We start from the raw sequence: 13480 nt of genomic DNA on the forward strand, positions 1-13480 counted from the left end.
CAGGTTAGAATCGCTGGCACGCAGACTGCATGGTCAGTCTGCGCACCGCCTTTCTAGCTTTCCTGGAGTACTGCCTTTGAATGCGACGACCATCAACAGCCTGTTCTTGATCGGCGCGTTGCTGGTAGGCGCAAGTATCCTGGTGAGCTCCCTGTCCTCGCGTCTCGGCATCCCGATCCTGGTGATCATCCTGGCCGTGGGCATGACCGCCGGCGTTGACGGCGGCGGCATCATCTTCGACAACTATCCGACCGCCTACCTGGTGGGCAACCTCGCCCTCGCCGTGATCCTGCTCGACGGCGGCCTGCGTACGCGGGTCGCGAGTTTCCGCGTAGCCCTCTGGCCGGCGCTGTCGCTGGCCACCGTGGGCGTGCTGATCACCACCGGGCTGACCGGCATGGCCGCCGCCTGGCTGTTCGACCTGAACATCATCCAGGGCCTGTTGATCGGCGCCATCGTCGGCTCGACCGACGCCGCCGCGGTGTTTTCCCTGCTCGGCGGCAAGGGCCTGAACGAACGGGTGACCGCCAGCCTGGAAATCGAATCCGGCAGCAACGACCCGATGGCGGTGTTCCTCACCGTGACCCTGATCGACATGCTTGCCAGCGGCCAGACCGGCCTGCACTGGAGCCTGCTCGGCCACCTGCTTCGCGAGTTCGGCATCGGCGGCATCATCGGCCTCGGTGGCGGCTGGCTGATGCTGCAACTGGTCAACCGGATCAACCTGGCCAACGGCCTGTACCCGATCCTGGTGATTGCCGGCGGCCTGGTGGTCTTCGCCCTGACCAACGCCCTGCACGGCAGCGGTTTCCTCGCGGTCTACCTGTGCGGCCTGGTGATCGGCAACCGTCCGGTACGCAGCCGCCACGGCATCCTGCACATGCTCGACGGCATGGCCTGGCTGGCGCAGATCGGCATGTTCCTGGTGCTGGGCCTGCTGGTCACACCACACGACCTGCTGCCCATCGCCCTGCCGGCCCTGGGCCTGGCGCTGTGGATGATCCTGTTCGCCCGGCCGCTCTCGGTGGTGGTCGGCCTGCTGCCGTTCAAGGCCTTCCATGGCCGGGAAAAAGCCTTTATTTCCTGGGTCGGCCTGCGCGGCGCGGTGCCGATCATTCTCGCGGTGTTCCCGCTGATGGCCGGCCTGCCCCATGCGCAGCTGTACTTCAACCTGGCGTTCTTTATCGTGCTGGTATCGCTGCTGGTGCAGGGCACCAGCCTGCCGTGGGTCGCCAAGCTGCTCAAGGTCACGGTACCGCCGGAGCCGGCGCCGATCTCCCGGGCCGCCCTGGAAGTCCATGTCACCAGCGAGTGGGAACTGTTCGTCTACCGCCTGGGTGCCGAGAAGTGGTGCATCGGTGCCGCCCTGCGCGAGCTGAAGATGCCCGAGGGCACGCGGATCGCCGCGCTGTTCCGCGGCCAGCAACTACTCCATCCGTCGGGTAGTACGACCCTGGAGGTCGGCGACCTGCTGTGTGTCATCGGCCACGAACACAACCTGCCGGCCCTCGGCAAACTGTTCAGCCAGGCACCGCAACGCGGCCTGGATTTGCGCTTCTTCGGCGACTTCGTCCTCGAGGGCGACGCCCAGCTGGGCGCGGTCTCGGCCCTCTATGGCCTGAAACTCGAAGGGGTCGACCCGAATACCCCACTGGGCAACTTCATCGCCCACAAGGTCGGTGGCGCCCCGATCGTCGGCGACCAGGTGGAGTGGAACAACACGATCTGGACCGTCGCGGTCATGGACGGGAACAAGATCGGCAAAGTGGGCGTCAGATTCCCCGAAGGAAGTCGCCCAGGGCCGGGACTCTTCCTCTAAACTGCCCACTCTCTTCACCTTGCTCGACCGGTACCTATGTCCTTCTTGCGCTCTCTTTTCGTTACGGCCCTGCTGGGCCTGAGTCTTTCCGTCGGCGCGCTGCAGGCCGCCGAGCCGCCCACCAGCGAGTCGGTCCAGCAGAGCCTGGACAAGATCGCCGACCGCAAGCTGCCTGACGCCGATCAGAAAGCCCTGCAACTGGTGCTGCAACAGACCCTGACCTGGCTGTCGAGCGCCGACGACTACGACAAGCGCCTGACCGCGACCAAGCAGCAAGTCGCCGAAGCACCGCGCCAGACCAGCGAAAACCAGCGCGAACTGGCCCGCCTGAAAGTCACCAAGGTGGTCCCGGTCGCCCAGCGCTATGCCAGCCAATCGGTGCCGCAGCTCGAGCAACTGCTGGCCGAGCGCACCACCCAGCAGGGCGATCTGCAAAAGGCCCTGGCCGATGCCAACAGCCTGATCATCACCGCCCAGACCCGCCCCGAACGGGCACAGTCGGAAATCAGCAGCAGCCAGACCCGCATCCAGCAGATCAACACCCTCCTCAAGCTGGGCAAGGACAACGGCAAGACCCTGAGCAGCGACCAGCGCAATCAGCTGAACGCCGAGCTGGCCTCGATCAACGCCCTGATCCTGCTGCGCCGCCAGGAGCTGGCCGGCAACAGCCAACTGCAGGACCTGGGCAACAGCCAGCACGACCTGCTGATGGAGAAGACCGCGCGCCTGGAGCAGGAAATCCAGGACATGCAGACGCTGATCAACCAGAAGCGCCTGGCCCAGTCCCAGCAGACCGTCACCCAGCAATCCATCGAAGCCCAGAAAGCCGGTGACAGCAGCCTGCTGGCGACCGAGAGCGCGACCAACCTCAAGCTTTCCGACTACCTGCTGAAAAGCACCGACCGCCTCAACGAACTGACCCAGCAGAACCTGCAGACCAAGCAGCAGCTCGACAGCGTGACCCAGAGCGACCAGGCCCTGGACGAACAGATCAGCGTGCTCAAGGGCAGCCTGTTGCTGTCGAAGATTCTCTACAAGCAGAAGCAGGCCCTGCCGCGCCTGCAGGTGGACAAGGACCTGGCGGACGAGATCGCCGATATCCGCCTGTACCAGTTCGAGGTCAACCAGCAGCGCGAGCTGATCAGCAGTCCGTCCACCTACGTGGATAACCTGCTGGCGACCCAGCCACCGGAACAGGTCAACCCACAGTTGCGCCGCACCCTGCTCGACCTCGCCGTCACCCGCAGCGACCTGCTGGAACGCCTGAACCGCGAACTGAGCGCGCTGCTCAACGAATCCATCACCCTGCAACTGAACCAGAAACAGCTGCTCAGCACCGCCCAGAGCCTGCGCTCGACCCTGGACGAGCAGATGTTCTGGATCCCCAGCAACAAGCCGCTGGACCTGGAATGGCTGGAAGGCGTGCCCAACCGCCTGCAGAAGCAGGTCAATACCCTGCCCTGGCTCTCCAGCCTCAGCGAGCTGACCGACGGCCTGCTGCAACGGCCGCTGCTGTTCCTGCCCCTGCTGTTGCTGATCGGCGCGTTGTTGTGGAAACGCAACTACCTGTATGAACGGCTGACCAAGGTCCACAAGGACATCGGCCACTTCAAGCGCGACAGTCAGTGGCATACGCCGCTGGCGATCCTGGTCAACGTCCTGCTGGCGATGCCGATCGCCCTGGCCCTGGCGCTTTGCGGCTACGCCCTGCAGATCGACGCCCGGGGCCAGAACGCCAACCTCGGCGCCGCGCTGCTGCAGATGTCCCAGGCCTGGCTGGTGTTCTACACCGCCTATCGGATCCTCGCCCCGGGCGGCGTGGCCGAGCTGCATTTCCACTGGGAAAAACCCCAGGTCGAGTTTCTCCAGGGCTGGGTGCGACGCCTCGGTTTCGTGGTCATGGCACTGGTGGCCGTGGTGGCGGTGGCCGAACACCAGCCGGCCTCGCTGGCCGACGACGTGCTCGGCATCGCCGTAGTCCTGACCTGCTACGCACTGATGGCCTGGCTGCTCAGTCGCCTGCTGCTGGGCAGCCCGAACCACCACAATGCCTCGCTGTTCCGCAAACTGGTGGGGGTAGTGTTCACCGCGCTGCCCATCGCGCTGTTCGTCGCGGTCTGCTTCGGCTACTACTACACCGCCCTGAAGCTCAGCGACCGACTGATCAACACGCTCTACCTGCTGATGTTCTGGCTGGTGATCGAAGCCACCTTCGTCCGCGGCCTGGCGGTGGCGGCACGGCGCCTGGCCTACCAGCGCGCCCTGAGCAAGCGCCAGGCGGCCAAGGAGGCGGGCGATGGCGAGCCGGTGCTCGAAGAGCCGACCCTGGATATCGAGCAGGTCAACCAGCAATCCCTGCGCCTGATCCGCCTGGCCCTGCTCGGCGGCTTCGTCGCCGCGCTGTACTGGGTCTGGTCGGACCTGATCACGGTGTTCTCGTACCTGGACAACATCACCCTCTACGAGTACACCAGCGGCACCGGCGCCGCCATGAGCATGGTGCCGATCACCATCGGCAACGTCATCGGTGCCCTGGCGATCGTCGGCATCACCTTCGCCCTGGCGCGCAACCTGCCCGGCCTGCTGGAAGTGCTGGTGCTGTCCAAGCTCGAACTGGCCCAGGGCAGCGCCTACGCCACCACCACCCTGCTGTCCTATGTCATCGCTGGCATCGGCTTCGTGTCGACCCTGTCGACCCTGGGCGTGAGCTGGGACAAGCTGCAGTGGCTGGTGGCCGCCCTGTCGGTAGGCCTGGGTTTCGGCATGCAGGAAATCTTCGCCAACTTCATCTCCGGCATCATGATCCTGTTCGAACGTCCGGTGCGGATCGGCGACACCATTACCATCGGCACACTGTCGGGCACGGTCAGCAAGATCCGCATCCGCGCGACCACCATCACCGACTTCGACCGCAAGGACATCATTGTCCCGAACAAGACCTTCATCACCGGGCAACTGATCAACTGGTCGCTGACCGATACCGTCACCCGCGTGACCCTCAAGCTCGGCGTGGACTACGGCTCCGATCTGGACCGGGTCAAGGAACTGCTGCTCAAGGCCGCCCGCGACAACCCGCGGGTGCTCAAGGAGCCCGAGCCCCATGTGTATTTCCTCAACTTCGGCGAAAGCACACTGGACCACGAACTGCGCATGCACGTGCGTGACCTGGGCGACCGCAACCCGGTGATCGACGAGGTCAACCGCTTCATCAACCGCGAGTTCAAGAAAGAGCACATCAACATCTCGTTCCGGCAGATGGAGGTCTACCTCAAGAACCTGCACGGCCAGGAATACAAGCTGGTGCCGGTCGAAGGCGAAGCGGACGGCCTGGTGCCCAAGCCCCCTGCCGAGCCTGATCAGCCATCGCCGCTGAGCAAGCTCGACTAGCGTCAGGCGCCTGATCCCAGCAGAATGCTCGGACATTCTGCTGGAGATGGCCGTTGAAAGCCCTCGACGAACTGACCTTCGACAACCGCTTCGCCCGCCTGGGCGACGGTTTTTCCACCCATGTGCTGCCCGAGCCCATCGACAACCCGCGCCTGGTCGTCGCGAGCCCGGCGGCCATGGCCCTGCTCGACCTGGAGCCGGCGGTCGCCGAAGAGTCGGTGTTTGCCCAGCTGTTTGGCGGCCACAAGCTATGGGCCGAAGCCGAACCACGGGCGATGGTCTATTCGGGTCACCAGTTCGGCTCCTACAACCCGCGCCTGGGCGACGGTCGCGGGCTGCTGCTGGGCGAGGTCTACAACCAGGCGGGCGAACACTGGGACCTGCATCTCAAGGGTGCCGGCCAGACCCCTTATTCGCGCATGGGCGATGGCCGCGCAGTGCTGCGCTCGTCGATCCGTGAGTTTCTCGCCTCCGAAGCCCTGCAGGCACTGGGTATCCCCAGCAGCCGGGCACTCTGCGTGATCGGCTCCAACACCCCGGTCTGGCGGGAAAAGCAGGAGCGCGCGGCGATGGTCCTGCGCCTGGCACCGAGCCATATCCGCTTCGGTCATTTCGAATATTTCTACTACACCCAGCAGACCGAGCAGCACAAGCAACTCGGCGAGCATGTGCTGGCGCAGCACTTCCCCGCATGCCTGGAACAGCCGGAGCCGTACCTGGCGATGTTCAAGGAGATCGTCGAGCGCAACGCCGAGCTGATCGCCAAATGGCAGGCCTATGGTTTCTGCCATGGCGTGATGAACACCGACAACATGTCGATCCTCGGCATCACCTTCGATTTCGGGCCCTTCGCCTTCCTCGACGATTTCGACGCCCATTTCATCTGCAACCACTCCGATGACCAGGGGCGCTACTCCTTCAGCAACCAGGTGCCGATCGGCCAGTGGAATCTCAGCGCGCTGGCCCAGGCGCTGACGCCCTTCATCACGGTCGAGGCCCTGCGCGAAACCCTGGGATTGTTCCTGCCGCTGTACCAGGCCCACTACCTGGACCTGATGCGCCGCCGCCTCGGCCTGACCACGGCGGAAGACAGCGACCAGCAACTGGTGGAAGACCTGCTGCAACGGATGCAGGTCGGCGGCGTCGACTACACCCTGTTCTTCCGTCGCCTGGGCGACCAGCCGGCCCACCTGGCGGTGGCGCGCCTGCGCGACGACTTCATCGACCTGAGGGGCTTCGATGCCTGGGCCGAGCGCTATCTGGCGCGCGTCGCCCGCGAACCGGATCAGGATGAAGCACAACGCAAGGCGCGCATGCATGCGGTCAATCCACTGTACATCCTGCGTAACTACCTGGCACAACGGGCCATCGAGGCGGCGGAAAAAGGCGATTACGCCGAAACAAGGCAACTACACACGGTGCTGAGCCGACCGTTCGAGGAGCAGCCCGGCATGGAGGCCTACGCCGAGCGACCACCGGAGTGGGGCAAGCACCTGGAGATCAGCTGCTCGTCTTGAGGTACAAGACGTACGTCTCCTTCAGATAAAGATCTGTTCACGCACCCCGAAGCGTTCAGCCAACCAGCGGATCTGGCGCAGGTTGAGCTGGCGCTTGCCACTGAGAATCTCGGAAACCACCGATTGCGGCCCCACGCCGGGCAGGTCGCTCTGGTTCAGGCCGTGCTCACGCATCATTTCCCGTAACACATCGGCCCCGCTGGCCACCGGCATCGGCCGATGCTCCTGGTCATACGCCTCGATATGGTCACTGAGGATATCCACCAGGCTCATGAGCGGGCTCGAGTCGTCCTCGCCAATCACCTCAAGCAGTTCGTCGAGCATGCCGACCAATGCATCGTAGTCAGCTTCGTTTTTCGGCTTGCGCAGCAACGGCTCGACAAAGTGCCAATGCTCGAAAGCCTGTCGGGTCATGAGGCTCATCACTATTCCTCCCTCCATTTACCCTTGTCATATTCGCGATGATCAAGCACATGCCTGATATAGAGACGGCATACCGTGTAATGCACCACCGCGATCAGCCGCAACTTGTTCCCGCCGATATCGAACACATGGAAATCACCAACCTTGTCCGTCGCCGGAAATATGGCCTTCATTGCCGCAAAATGGGCGGGATGACAGTTTTTGATTCGGCGATACCACGCATCCAGCGCAGAGGCCGAATCAGGCCAGCGGCCCTTGGCTTCCCAAATACGTTTCTCAGTGATGACACGCATGCAATCTCCCTATCGCATATTGCTATGGAGGTTAAGCTCACCGTCAAAATATCGCAATTTGATATACATAAAATCCGACTGACGGCGCGCTCTTCCAGACTAGATTCCCGGACAGAACACCGGTCGGCGAAAATGTGAGGGTATGCGACAAGCCCCTGAAGCCTTGATAAAACCCGCCCACGACTCCAGATAGAGAACCATTGGCCACTTATCCGGAGCCCCCTCTGATGTCCGAACCCCTGTTGATCCCCTGCCCCCACTGCAACGGCCTCAACCGCATCCCTGCCGACCGCCTGGGCGACCAGCCAAAATGCGGGCGCTGCAAGGCCGGGGTCCTGCTGGACAAACCTTTCGAGTTGAAACAGGGCGACTACGCCAGCCAGATCAAGGGCGACCTGCCGTTGCTGGTGGATGTCTGGGCGGATTGGTGCGGGCCGTGCAAATCCTTTGCACCGGTGTTCGAGCAGGCGGCAGGTCAACTGGCGGGCAAATGCCGGCTGGCCAAGCTCGACAGTGAAGCCAACCCGCAACTCTCCGCACAACTGGGGATTCGCTCGATTCCCAGCCTGATCCTGTTCAGGAACGGCCGGGAAGTCGCGCGGCAGAGCGGGGCATTTCCGTTGCCGCAACTACTGGCGTGGCTGCGCAGCCAGGGCATTGCCGCCTAAGCGTTGTCTTCCAGCAGGTTGTGCAGGTCGACGAACTGCTGGGTCAGCTTGTGGCGCGGGTCGAAGTGAATCAGCGGCTTGCTGGCTTCGTGGGACTCGCGCATCTTCACCGAACTGTTGAGGTACACCGACAGCACCGGCAGCCCTTCGGCGATCAGTTCGTCGAGCATCTGCTGCGGCAGGCTGGCCCGCGGCTGGAACTGGTTGACCACGATCCCTTCCACTTGCAGGCCTTCGTTGTGGTCTTCCTTCAGCTCTTCGATTTCCGCCAGCAGGCCATACAGCGCCTGCCGGGAAAAACTGTCGCAGTCGAAGGGAATCAGTACGCGATCAGCGGCGATCAGCGCTGAAACCGCATAAAAATTCAGCGCCGGCGGGGTATCCAGGTAGATCCGGTCGTAATCCTCGGCCAGCTCGTCCAGCAGTTTGCGCAGCTTGTTGATCTTGTGTTTCGCCTCGAGCTTGGGTTGCAGGTCGGCCAGCTCGGCAGTCGCCGTGATCACATGCAGGTTGTCGAAGGGGGTTTCGTAGATGTCCACCTGGCCCTTCTTCGAGAACGGCCCGGACGAGAGGGTCTGTTTGAAGAAATCGGCAATCCCCATGGGAATGTCCTCACCGGTGAGACCGGTCAGGTACTGCGTGGAGTTGGCCTGGGCATCGAGGTCCACCAACAGGGTCCGATAGCCCTCGCTGGCGCTGACCGCCGCCAGGTTGCAGGCAATGCTCGACTTGCCGACCCCACCCTTCTGATTGAACACCACACGCCGCATGACAAGACCTCCGTGTATCAATGAATGACCGAGTGTAGAGGGCTTGGCCGCTGCTTCGCCACCTCGGAGAGACAAGTACTACTCCATCATCAGCAATAGCTGCGCAAACCCTCGATCATTCCACTCAAAGCGGGGAAACGACTGACAGACGTATCACCGAAAACATCGATAATGGCCATATGACACATAGCACGTTCGTCATTTGTAAATTTTATCGTGCAAAATGTAGCCAATTGTTTGCTACAAGTCCGCCGCACCGGGATAATGCGCGCCACTCGGCCACAGCGCCACGCCAAGGTTGGTATCGGTCAAGGAACCAGCCGTAGCGTTCAAGGAAGCCCGCAGGGGCGGGAAGACACTCAGTGATCAACTTCAATATCGCCCAATGGCGCGCCTGGGCCCCGGGCCTCGGGAGCGTGGACGACTGGCAGGCCTGGAGCCGCCAGCCCACGGTGCTTGTGCCGAGCGATGCCGCTCCCGACGTGTCGTTCCTGCCGGCCATGCAGCGCCGCCGTCTCAGCCGCCTGGCGCGCATGGCCTTCAGCGTCGGCTGGCCGCTGGCGCAAGGTCGCGAAGCCCTGCCATTGGTGTTCATCTCCCGGCATGGCGAGACCCCGCGGACCCTGGAAATCCTCAGCGACCTGGCGGCCGACCAGCCGCTCTCGCCCACGCAGTTCAGCCTTTCGGTACATAACGCCATCATCGGCCTGTGGTCGATCATGCGCGGCGAAACCAGCGAAATGACCGCACTGGCCGCCAATGGCGACGGCCTGGAGCACGGCATGCTGGAGGCCGCCGCGCTGCTCGGCGAAGGCGCCCCGGCGGTACTGCTGGTGATCACCGAAGAACAACCGCCCGCGGCCTACAGCCACTGGATCGACGATGTGCCGTTCCCCTATGCCGTCGGTCTGTTGCTGACCCCGGGTGATGAATGGCAACTGTCCCTCGCTCGTTGCCCGGACGATGGCAGCAGAACCCGGTGGCCCCATGCCCTCAATCTGGTACGGACCCTGCTCGGCCCGGACACCACCTGCCAACACACATGGAAGAACCGGGCATGGAACTGGCAACGCCGAGCGTGAACAAGCCCCGTGACGCCTACTACTGGCGCCTGCTGGCCACCGCTGCCAGCTTCGCCCTGTTCGGCTTGGGCGGCCTGTGCCTGCGCCTGGTGATCTTCCCCCTGCTCGGTTGCCTGCCCGGCGATGCGCAACGCCAGCGCCTGCGTGCACGACAAACGGTCAGCCGCCTGTTCTGGCTGTTTATCCGGTTCATGGCGCGTACCGGCGTGCTGACCTATGAAGTCGAGGGCGCGGAACGACTCGGCCGCCCCGGACAGATGATCATCGCCAACCACCCGTCGCTGATCGACGTGGTGTTCCTCATCGGCCTGGTGCGCAACGCCAACTGTGTCGTCAAGCAGAGCCTCTGGCAGAACCCGTTCACCCGCGGACCGGTACGCTCGACCGAATACATCAGCAACGACGGCAGCATGGAAATGCTCGACGCGGCCGTCGCCGCGCTGCAAGGCGGCCAGACCCTGATCATTTTTCCCGAAGGCACGCGCACGTCCCCAGGAGAGGCGCCGGCCTTTCATCGCGGCGCCGCCGCGATTGCCCTGCGAGGTGCGAGAATCATCACCCCGGTCGTGATCAAGGTCAGCCCCACCACCCTGACCAAGGCCGAACCCTGGTATCGCATCCCCGGGCGCCGCGTGCACTTCAGTTTTCGCGTCGGGGCCGATATAGACCCACAGACCTTCGCCAGCCAGGGCCCAGCGCCCCAGGCTTCGCGCAAGCTCAACGACTTTCTGCACCATTACTTCATTAAGGAGCTCGCCACAGATGAGCGATCCAACAAGCGCCCTGCACCTTGAGATCAAGGAACTGATCATCGACGCCCTCGGCCTCGAAGACATCAGCGCCCAGGACATCGGCAACGAGCAAACGCTGTTTGGCGAAGGCCTGGGCCTGGACTCGGTGGACGCCCTCGAGCTCGGCCTGGCGATCCAGAAACGCTACGGCATCAAGATCGATGCCGACGCCAAGGACACCCGCGACCATTTCTCCAGCGTGGCCAGCCTTGCGGCTTTCGTCACGGCAAAACAGGCAGCGTGAGACACCACCATGCAAACCCGTGAAGACATCTTCAATACCCTGCGCGATGCCCTGGTCGAACTCTTCGAACTCGAACCCGAACGCGTCACCCTGGACAGCAACCTGTACCAGGACCTGGAAATCGACAGCATCGACGCCGTCGACCTGATCGACCACATCAAGCGTCAGACCGGCAAGAAAATCGCCGCCGAGGAGTTCAAGTCGGTACGCACCGTCAACGACGTGGTCGAGGCCGTGTTCCGCCTGGTCCAGCCGGCCGCATGAGCCGACTGATCGGCCTGGGCCTGCTGCTGGCCGGCCTGCTGTACCCCTTCGCGGTGTATTTCGGCATGGAGCATTTCGCGCCCTGGCAGTTCGGGCTGTTGCTCGGCAGCCTGTGGCTGGCCCGGGCCCTGACCGGCGAACGCAAGCCCGGCAGCCTGTGGATGGCCCTGTGCGCCATGGCGTTCTGCGGCTTGCTGGCGTTGCTGAACAACCCGTCGTTGCTGCGCTGGTACCCGGTGCTGATCAGCGGCTTCATGCTCGGCCTGTTCGGCCTGAGCCTGAAGTTCGGACCGCCGGTGGCCGAGCGCCTGGCGCGCCTGAGCGAACCGGACCTGCCGGAGGTGGCGATCAGCTACACACGTCGGGTGACCCAGGCCTGGAGCCTGTTTTTTCTCTGTAACGGCCTGCTCGCGGCCGCGCTGACCCTGTGGGCGCCGCTGAGCTGGTGGACGTTGTACAACGGCCTGATCGCCTACGGGTTGATGGGCCTGCTGTTTGCCATTGAATGGCTGATACGACAACGCGTAAGAGGCCGCGCATGAATTGGATAAACCTTGAGCAACTGCTGCTCGAGACGCACGCCGCACGTGCCGTGACGATGGACCCGCCCCTGGACCATGCCGACCTGTGTCAGCAGGCCCTGGGCCTGGCCGCCGGGCTGCGGGCCCGTGGCGTGCAGCGCATGGCCCTGCACCTGGAGGACGCCGGGGAACTGGCGATCGCCCTGTTCGGCGCCTGGCGGGCCGGGGTCGCCGTCTTGCTGGTGGCCGACCTGCAGGAACAGACGCGCCGGCGCTGGGCCGCCGATGTCGACCTGTGGCTGACCGACAGCAGCGCCCTCGCCGAGCTGCGTGCCGAGGCCCTGGCCCCGGCCGCGCTCGATCTCGATGCCTGCCGCCTGAGCCTATGCACCTCCGGCTCCAGCGGTGAACCCAAGCGCATCGAAAAAAGCCTGCGGCAACTGGCCAATGAAGTGCGGGCCCTGGAACAACTCTGGGGCGCCGACCTCGGCCAGGCCTGCATCATCGGCAGTGTCGCCACCCAGCATATCTATGGCTTGTTGTTCCGCGTGCTCTGGCCCCTGTGTGCCGGCCGCCCCTTCGTGCGCACGCAACTGGCCTTCCCCGAGGACCTGCAACGCGCCAGTCGCCAGCATCCGCAGTTCGCCTGGGTCGCAAGCCCGGCCCTGCTCAAGCGCATGGGCGACAACCTCGACTGGCCGGCCCTGAGCCAGGTACGCCGGGTATTCTCCTCCGGCGGCGCCTTGCCGGAAGACGCCGCCGACAGCCTGCGACAACGCTTGCAGCAATGGTCGACCGAAATCCTCGGCAGCTCGGAGACCGGCGGTATCGCCTGGCGCCAGGGTGCCCGGCTGTGGCAGCCCTTCGCCGATGTACAACTGGACCAGGACGCCGATGGCGCCTTGCGGGTGGCCTCGCCCTACTTGCCGGCCGGGCATGTCGAGCAGACGGCGGATGCCGTGCGCTTCGAGGCCGATGGCCGCTTCGAGCTGCTCGGTCGACTGGATCGCATCGTCAAGCTGGAGGAAAAACGCATCTCCCTGCCGATGCTCGAACAGGCCCTGGTAGAACACGCCTGGGTCGACGAGGCACGACTGGGTGTGGTCCAGGAAAACCGGGCCTACCTCGGGGCGCTGCTGGTGCTCTCCGAACAAGGCCTGCACGCCCTGCGCAACCAGGGTCGGCGGACGCTGACCGAAACCCTGCGCCGACACCTGCTGAAACATTGCGAAGCCCTGGCGCTGCCACGGCGCTGGCGCCTGCTGCGGCAACTGCCGCTCAACGCCCAGGGCAAGCTGCCGCAAGCCGACGTCCAGGCGCTGCTGCAAGCCCCGCGCCCCAAGGGGCCGGAAGTCCTGGCGCAGAACGAGACGGATGGCGAATGGCTGCTGCACCTCGCCGTGCCGCCGGACCTCGCCTACTTCAGCGGCCACTTCCCGGCCACACCGGTGCTGCCGGGTGTGGTGCAAGTGGATTGGGCGCTCGAACTGGGTCGCGAACGGCTTGAACTGCCGGCGAAATTCGCCGGCATGGAAGTGCTGAAGTTCCAGCAACTGGTGCGCCCCGGCGACCGGATCGAACTGAGCCTGCGCTTCGACCCGGAACGCAGCAAACTGCACTTCGCCTTTCGCAACGCCAGCGCCACCTGCTCCAGCGGCCGGATCGTGCTGGAGGCCGCGCATGACTGAGCTCGACCTTCCT

At 64.0% G+C, this 13480-nt stretch carries 13 protein-coding genes; 10 read left to right on the forward strand and 3 right to left on the reverse strand.

Annotation, left to right across the window (positions count from 1 at the left end; genetic code table 11):
- Positions 1–76: 76 nt before the first annotated feature.
- Genes ACL9RJ_RS15885 through selO form a run of 3 tightly spaced genes read left to right on the forward strand, consistent with a single transcriptional unit; the run spans position 77 to position 6723 of the window.
- A complete protein-coding gene (locus ACL9RJ_RS15885; RefSeq protein WP_017126865.1) occupies positions 77–1819 on the forward strand; it encodes a potassium/proton antiporter in 1743 nt (580 codons plus the stop codon).
- Between the two features lie 36 nt (positions 1820–1855).
- Positions 1856–5206, forward strand: a complete 3351-nt coding sequence (gene mscK, locus ACL9RJ_RS15890; RefSeq protein ID WP_177083446.1) for a mechanosensitive channel MscK — start codon at positions 1856–1858, stop codon at positions 5204–5206.
- 53 nt (positions 5207–5259) lie between these two features.
- Positions 5260–6723 carry a protein adenylyltransferase SelO gene (gene selO / locus ACL9RJ_RS15895; RefSeq protein ID WP_422765453.1) on the forward strand — a complete coding sequence of 488 codons (1464 nt, stop codon included), beginning with the start codon at positions 5260–5262 and terminating at the stop codon, positions 6721–6723.
- 21 nt (positions 6724–6744) lie between these two features.
- Here the strand turns inward: selO and ACL9RJ_RS15900 are convergent, their stop codons facing one another.
- Together ACL9RJ_RS15900 and ACL9RJ_RS15905 are read right to left on the reverse strand one after the other, a co-directional pair.
- Entirely contained in the window at positions 6745–7146 is a 402-nt protein-coding gene (locus tag ACL9RJ_RS15900) for a helix-turn-helix domain-containing protein (protein WP_017126868.1), read from the reverse strand.
- Positions 7147–7148: 2 nt separating this feature from the next.
- Complete coding sequence (locus tag ACL9RJ_RS15905; protein WP_017126869.1) at positions 7149–7439, reverse strand: type II toxin-antitoxin system HigB family toxin; 291 nt, start codon at positions 7437–7439, stop codon at positions 7149–7151.
- A 227-nt stretch (positions 7440–7666) separates the two neighbouring features.
- Between ACL9RJ_RS15905 and trxC the strand changes: the two genes are divergently transcribed.
- Entirely contained in the window at positions 7667–8107 is a 441-nt protein-coding gene (gene trxC, locus ACL9RJ_RS15910; RefSeq protein ID WP_017126870.1) for a thioredoxin TrxC, read from the forward strand.
- Here the strand turns inward: trxC and ACL9RJ_RS15915 are convergent.
- Positions 8104–8877 carry a ParA family protein gene (locus ACL9RJ_RS15915; RefSeq protein ID WP_017126871.1) on the reverse strand — a complete coding sequence of 258 codons (774 nt, stop codon included), beginning with the start codon at positions 8875–8877 and terminating at the stop codon, positions 8104–8106. The two genes, trxC and ACL9RJ_RS15915, sit on opposite strands and share 4 nt — an antisense overlap.
- Positions 8878–9239: 362 nt before the next feature.
- Here ACL9RJ_RS15915 and ACL9RJ_RS15920 point away from each other — a divergent pair, with 362 nt between their 5' ends.
- From ACL9RJ_RS15920 to ACL9RJ_RS15945, 6 genes are read left to right on the forward strand one after another with little or no spacing between them, the layout of a single operon-like run.
- The gene (locus ACL9RJ_RS15920; protein WP_017126872.1) at positions 9240–9959 is read left to right on the forward strand and encodes a beta-ketoacyl synthase chain length factor; all 720 of its coding nucleotides are present in this window, start codon (positions 9240–9242) and stop codon (positions 9957–9959) included.
- Positions 9935–10753 (forward strand): lysophospholipid acyltransferase family protein, encoded by an 819-nt coding sequence (locus ACL9RJ_RS15925; RefSeq protein WP_017126873.1) that lies wholly within the window; start codon positions 9935–9937, stop codon positions 10751–10753. Before ACL9RJ_RS15920 ends, ACL9RJ_RS15925 begins: the two co-directional genes overlap by 25 nt.
- Complete coding sequence (locus ACL9RJ_RS15930; protein ID WP_010453729.1) at positions 10722–10994, forward strand: phosphopantetheine-binding protein; 273 nt, start codon at positions 10722–10724, stop codon at positions 10992–10994. Before ACL9RJ_RS15925 ends, ACL9RJ_RS15930 begins: the two co-directional genes overlap by 32 nt.
- A 9-nt stretch (positions 10995–11003) precedes the next feature.
- Positions 11004–11258 carry an acyl carrier protein gene (locus ACL9RJ_RS15935; RefSeq protein WP_010453727.1) on the forward strand — a complete coding sequence of 85 codons (255 nt, stop codon included), beginning with the start codon at positions 11004–11006 and terminating at the stop codon, positions 11256–11258.
- On the forward strand, positions 11255–11800 hold the full coding sequence (locus ACL9RJ_RS15940) for a membrane protein (protein WP_017126874.1): 546 nt from the start codon (positions 11255–11257) through the stop codon (positions 11798–11800). The genes ACL9RJ_RS15935 and ACL9RJ_RS15940 overlap by 4 nt, the downstream gene beginning before the upstream one ends.
- Positions 11797–13467, forward strand: a complete 1671-nt coding sequence (locus ACL9RJ_RS15945) for an AMP-binding protein (RefSeq protein WP_422765454.1) — start codon at positions 11797–11799, stop codon at positions 13465–13467. The genes ACL9RJ_RS15940 and ACL9RJ_RS15945 overlap by 4 nt, the downstream gene beginning before the upstream one ends.
- The last annotated feature ends 13 nt before the right edge of the window (positions 13468–13480 follow it).

Origin of the sequence: Pseudomonas sp. Mn2068, from assembly GCF_049319725.1 — a bacterium.
Lineage (GTDB): Bacteria > Pseudomonadota > Gammaproteobacteria > Pseudomonadales > Pseudomonadaceae > Aquipseudomonas > Aquipseudomonas gingeri.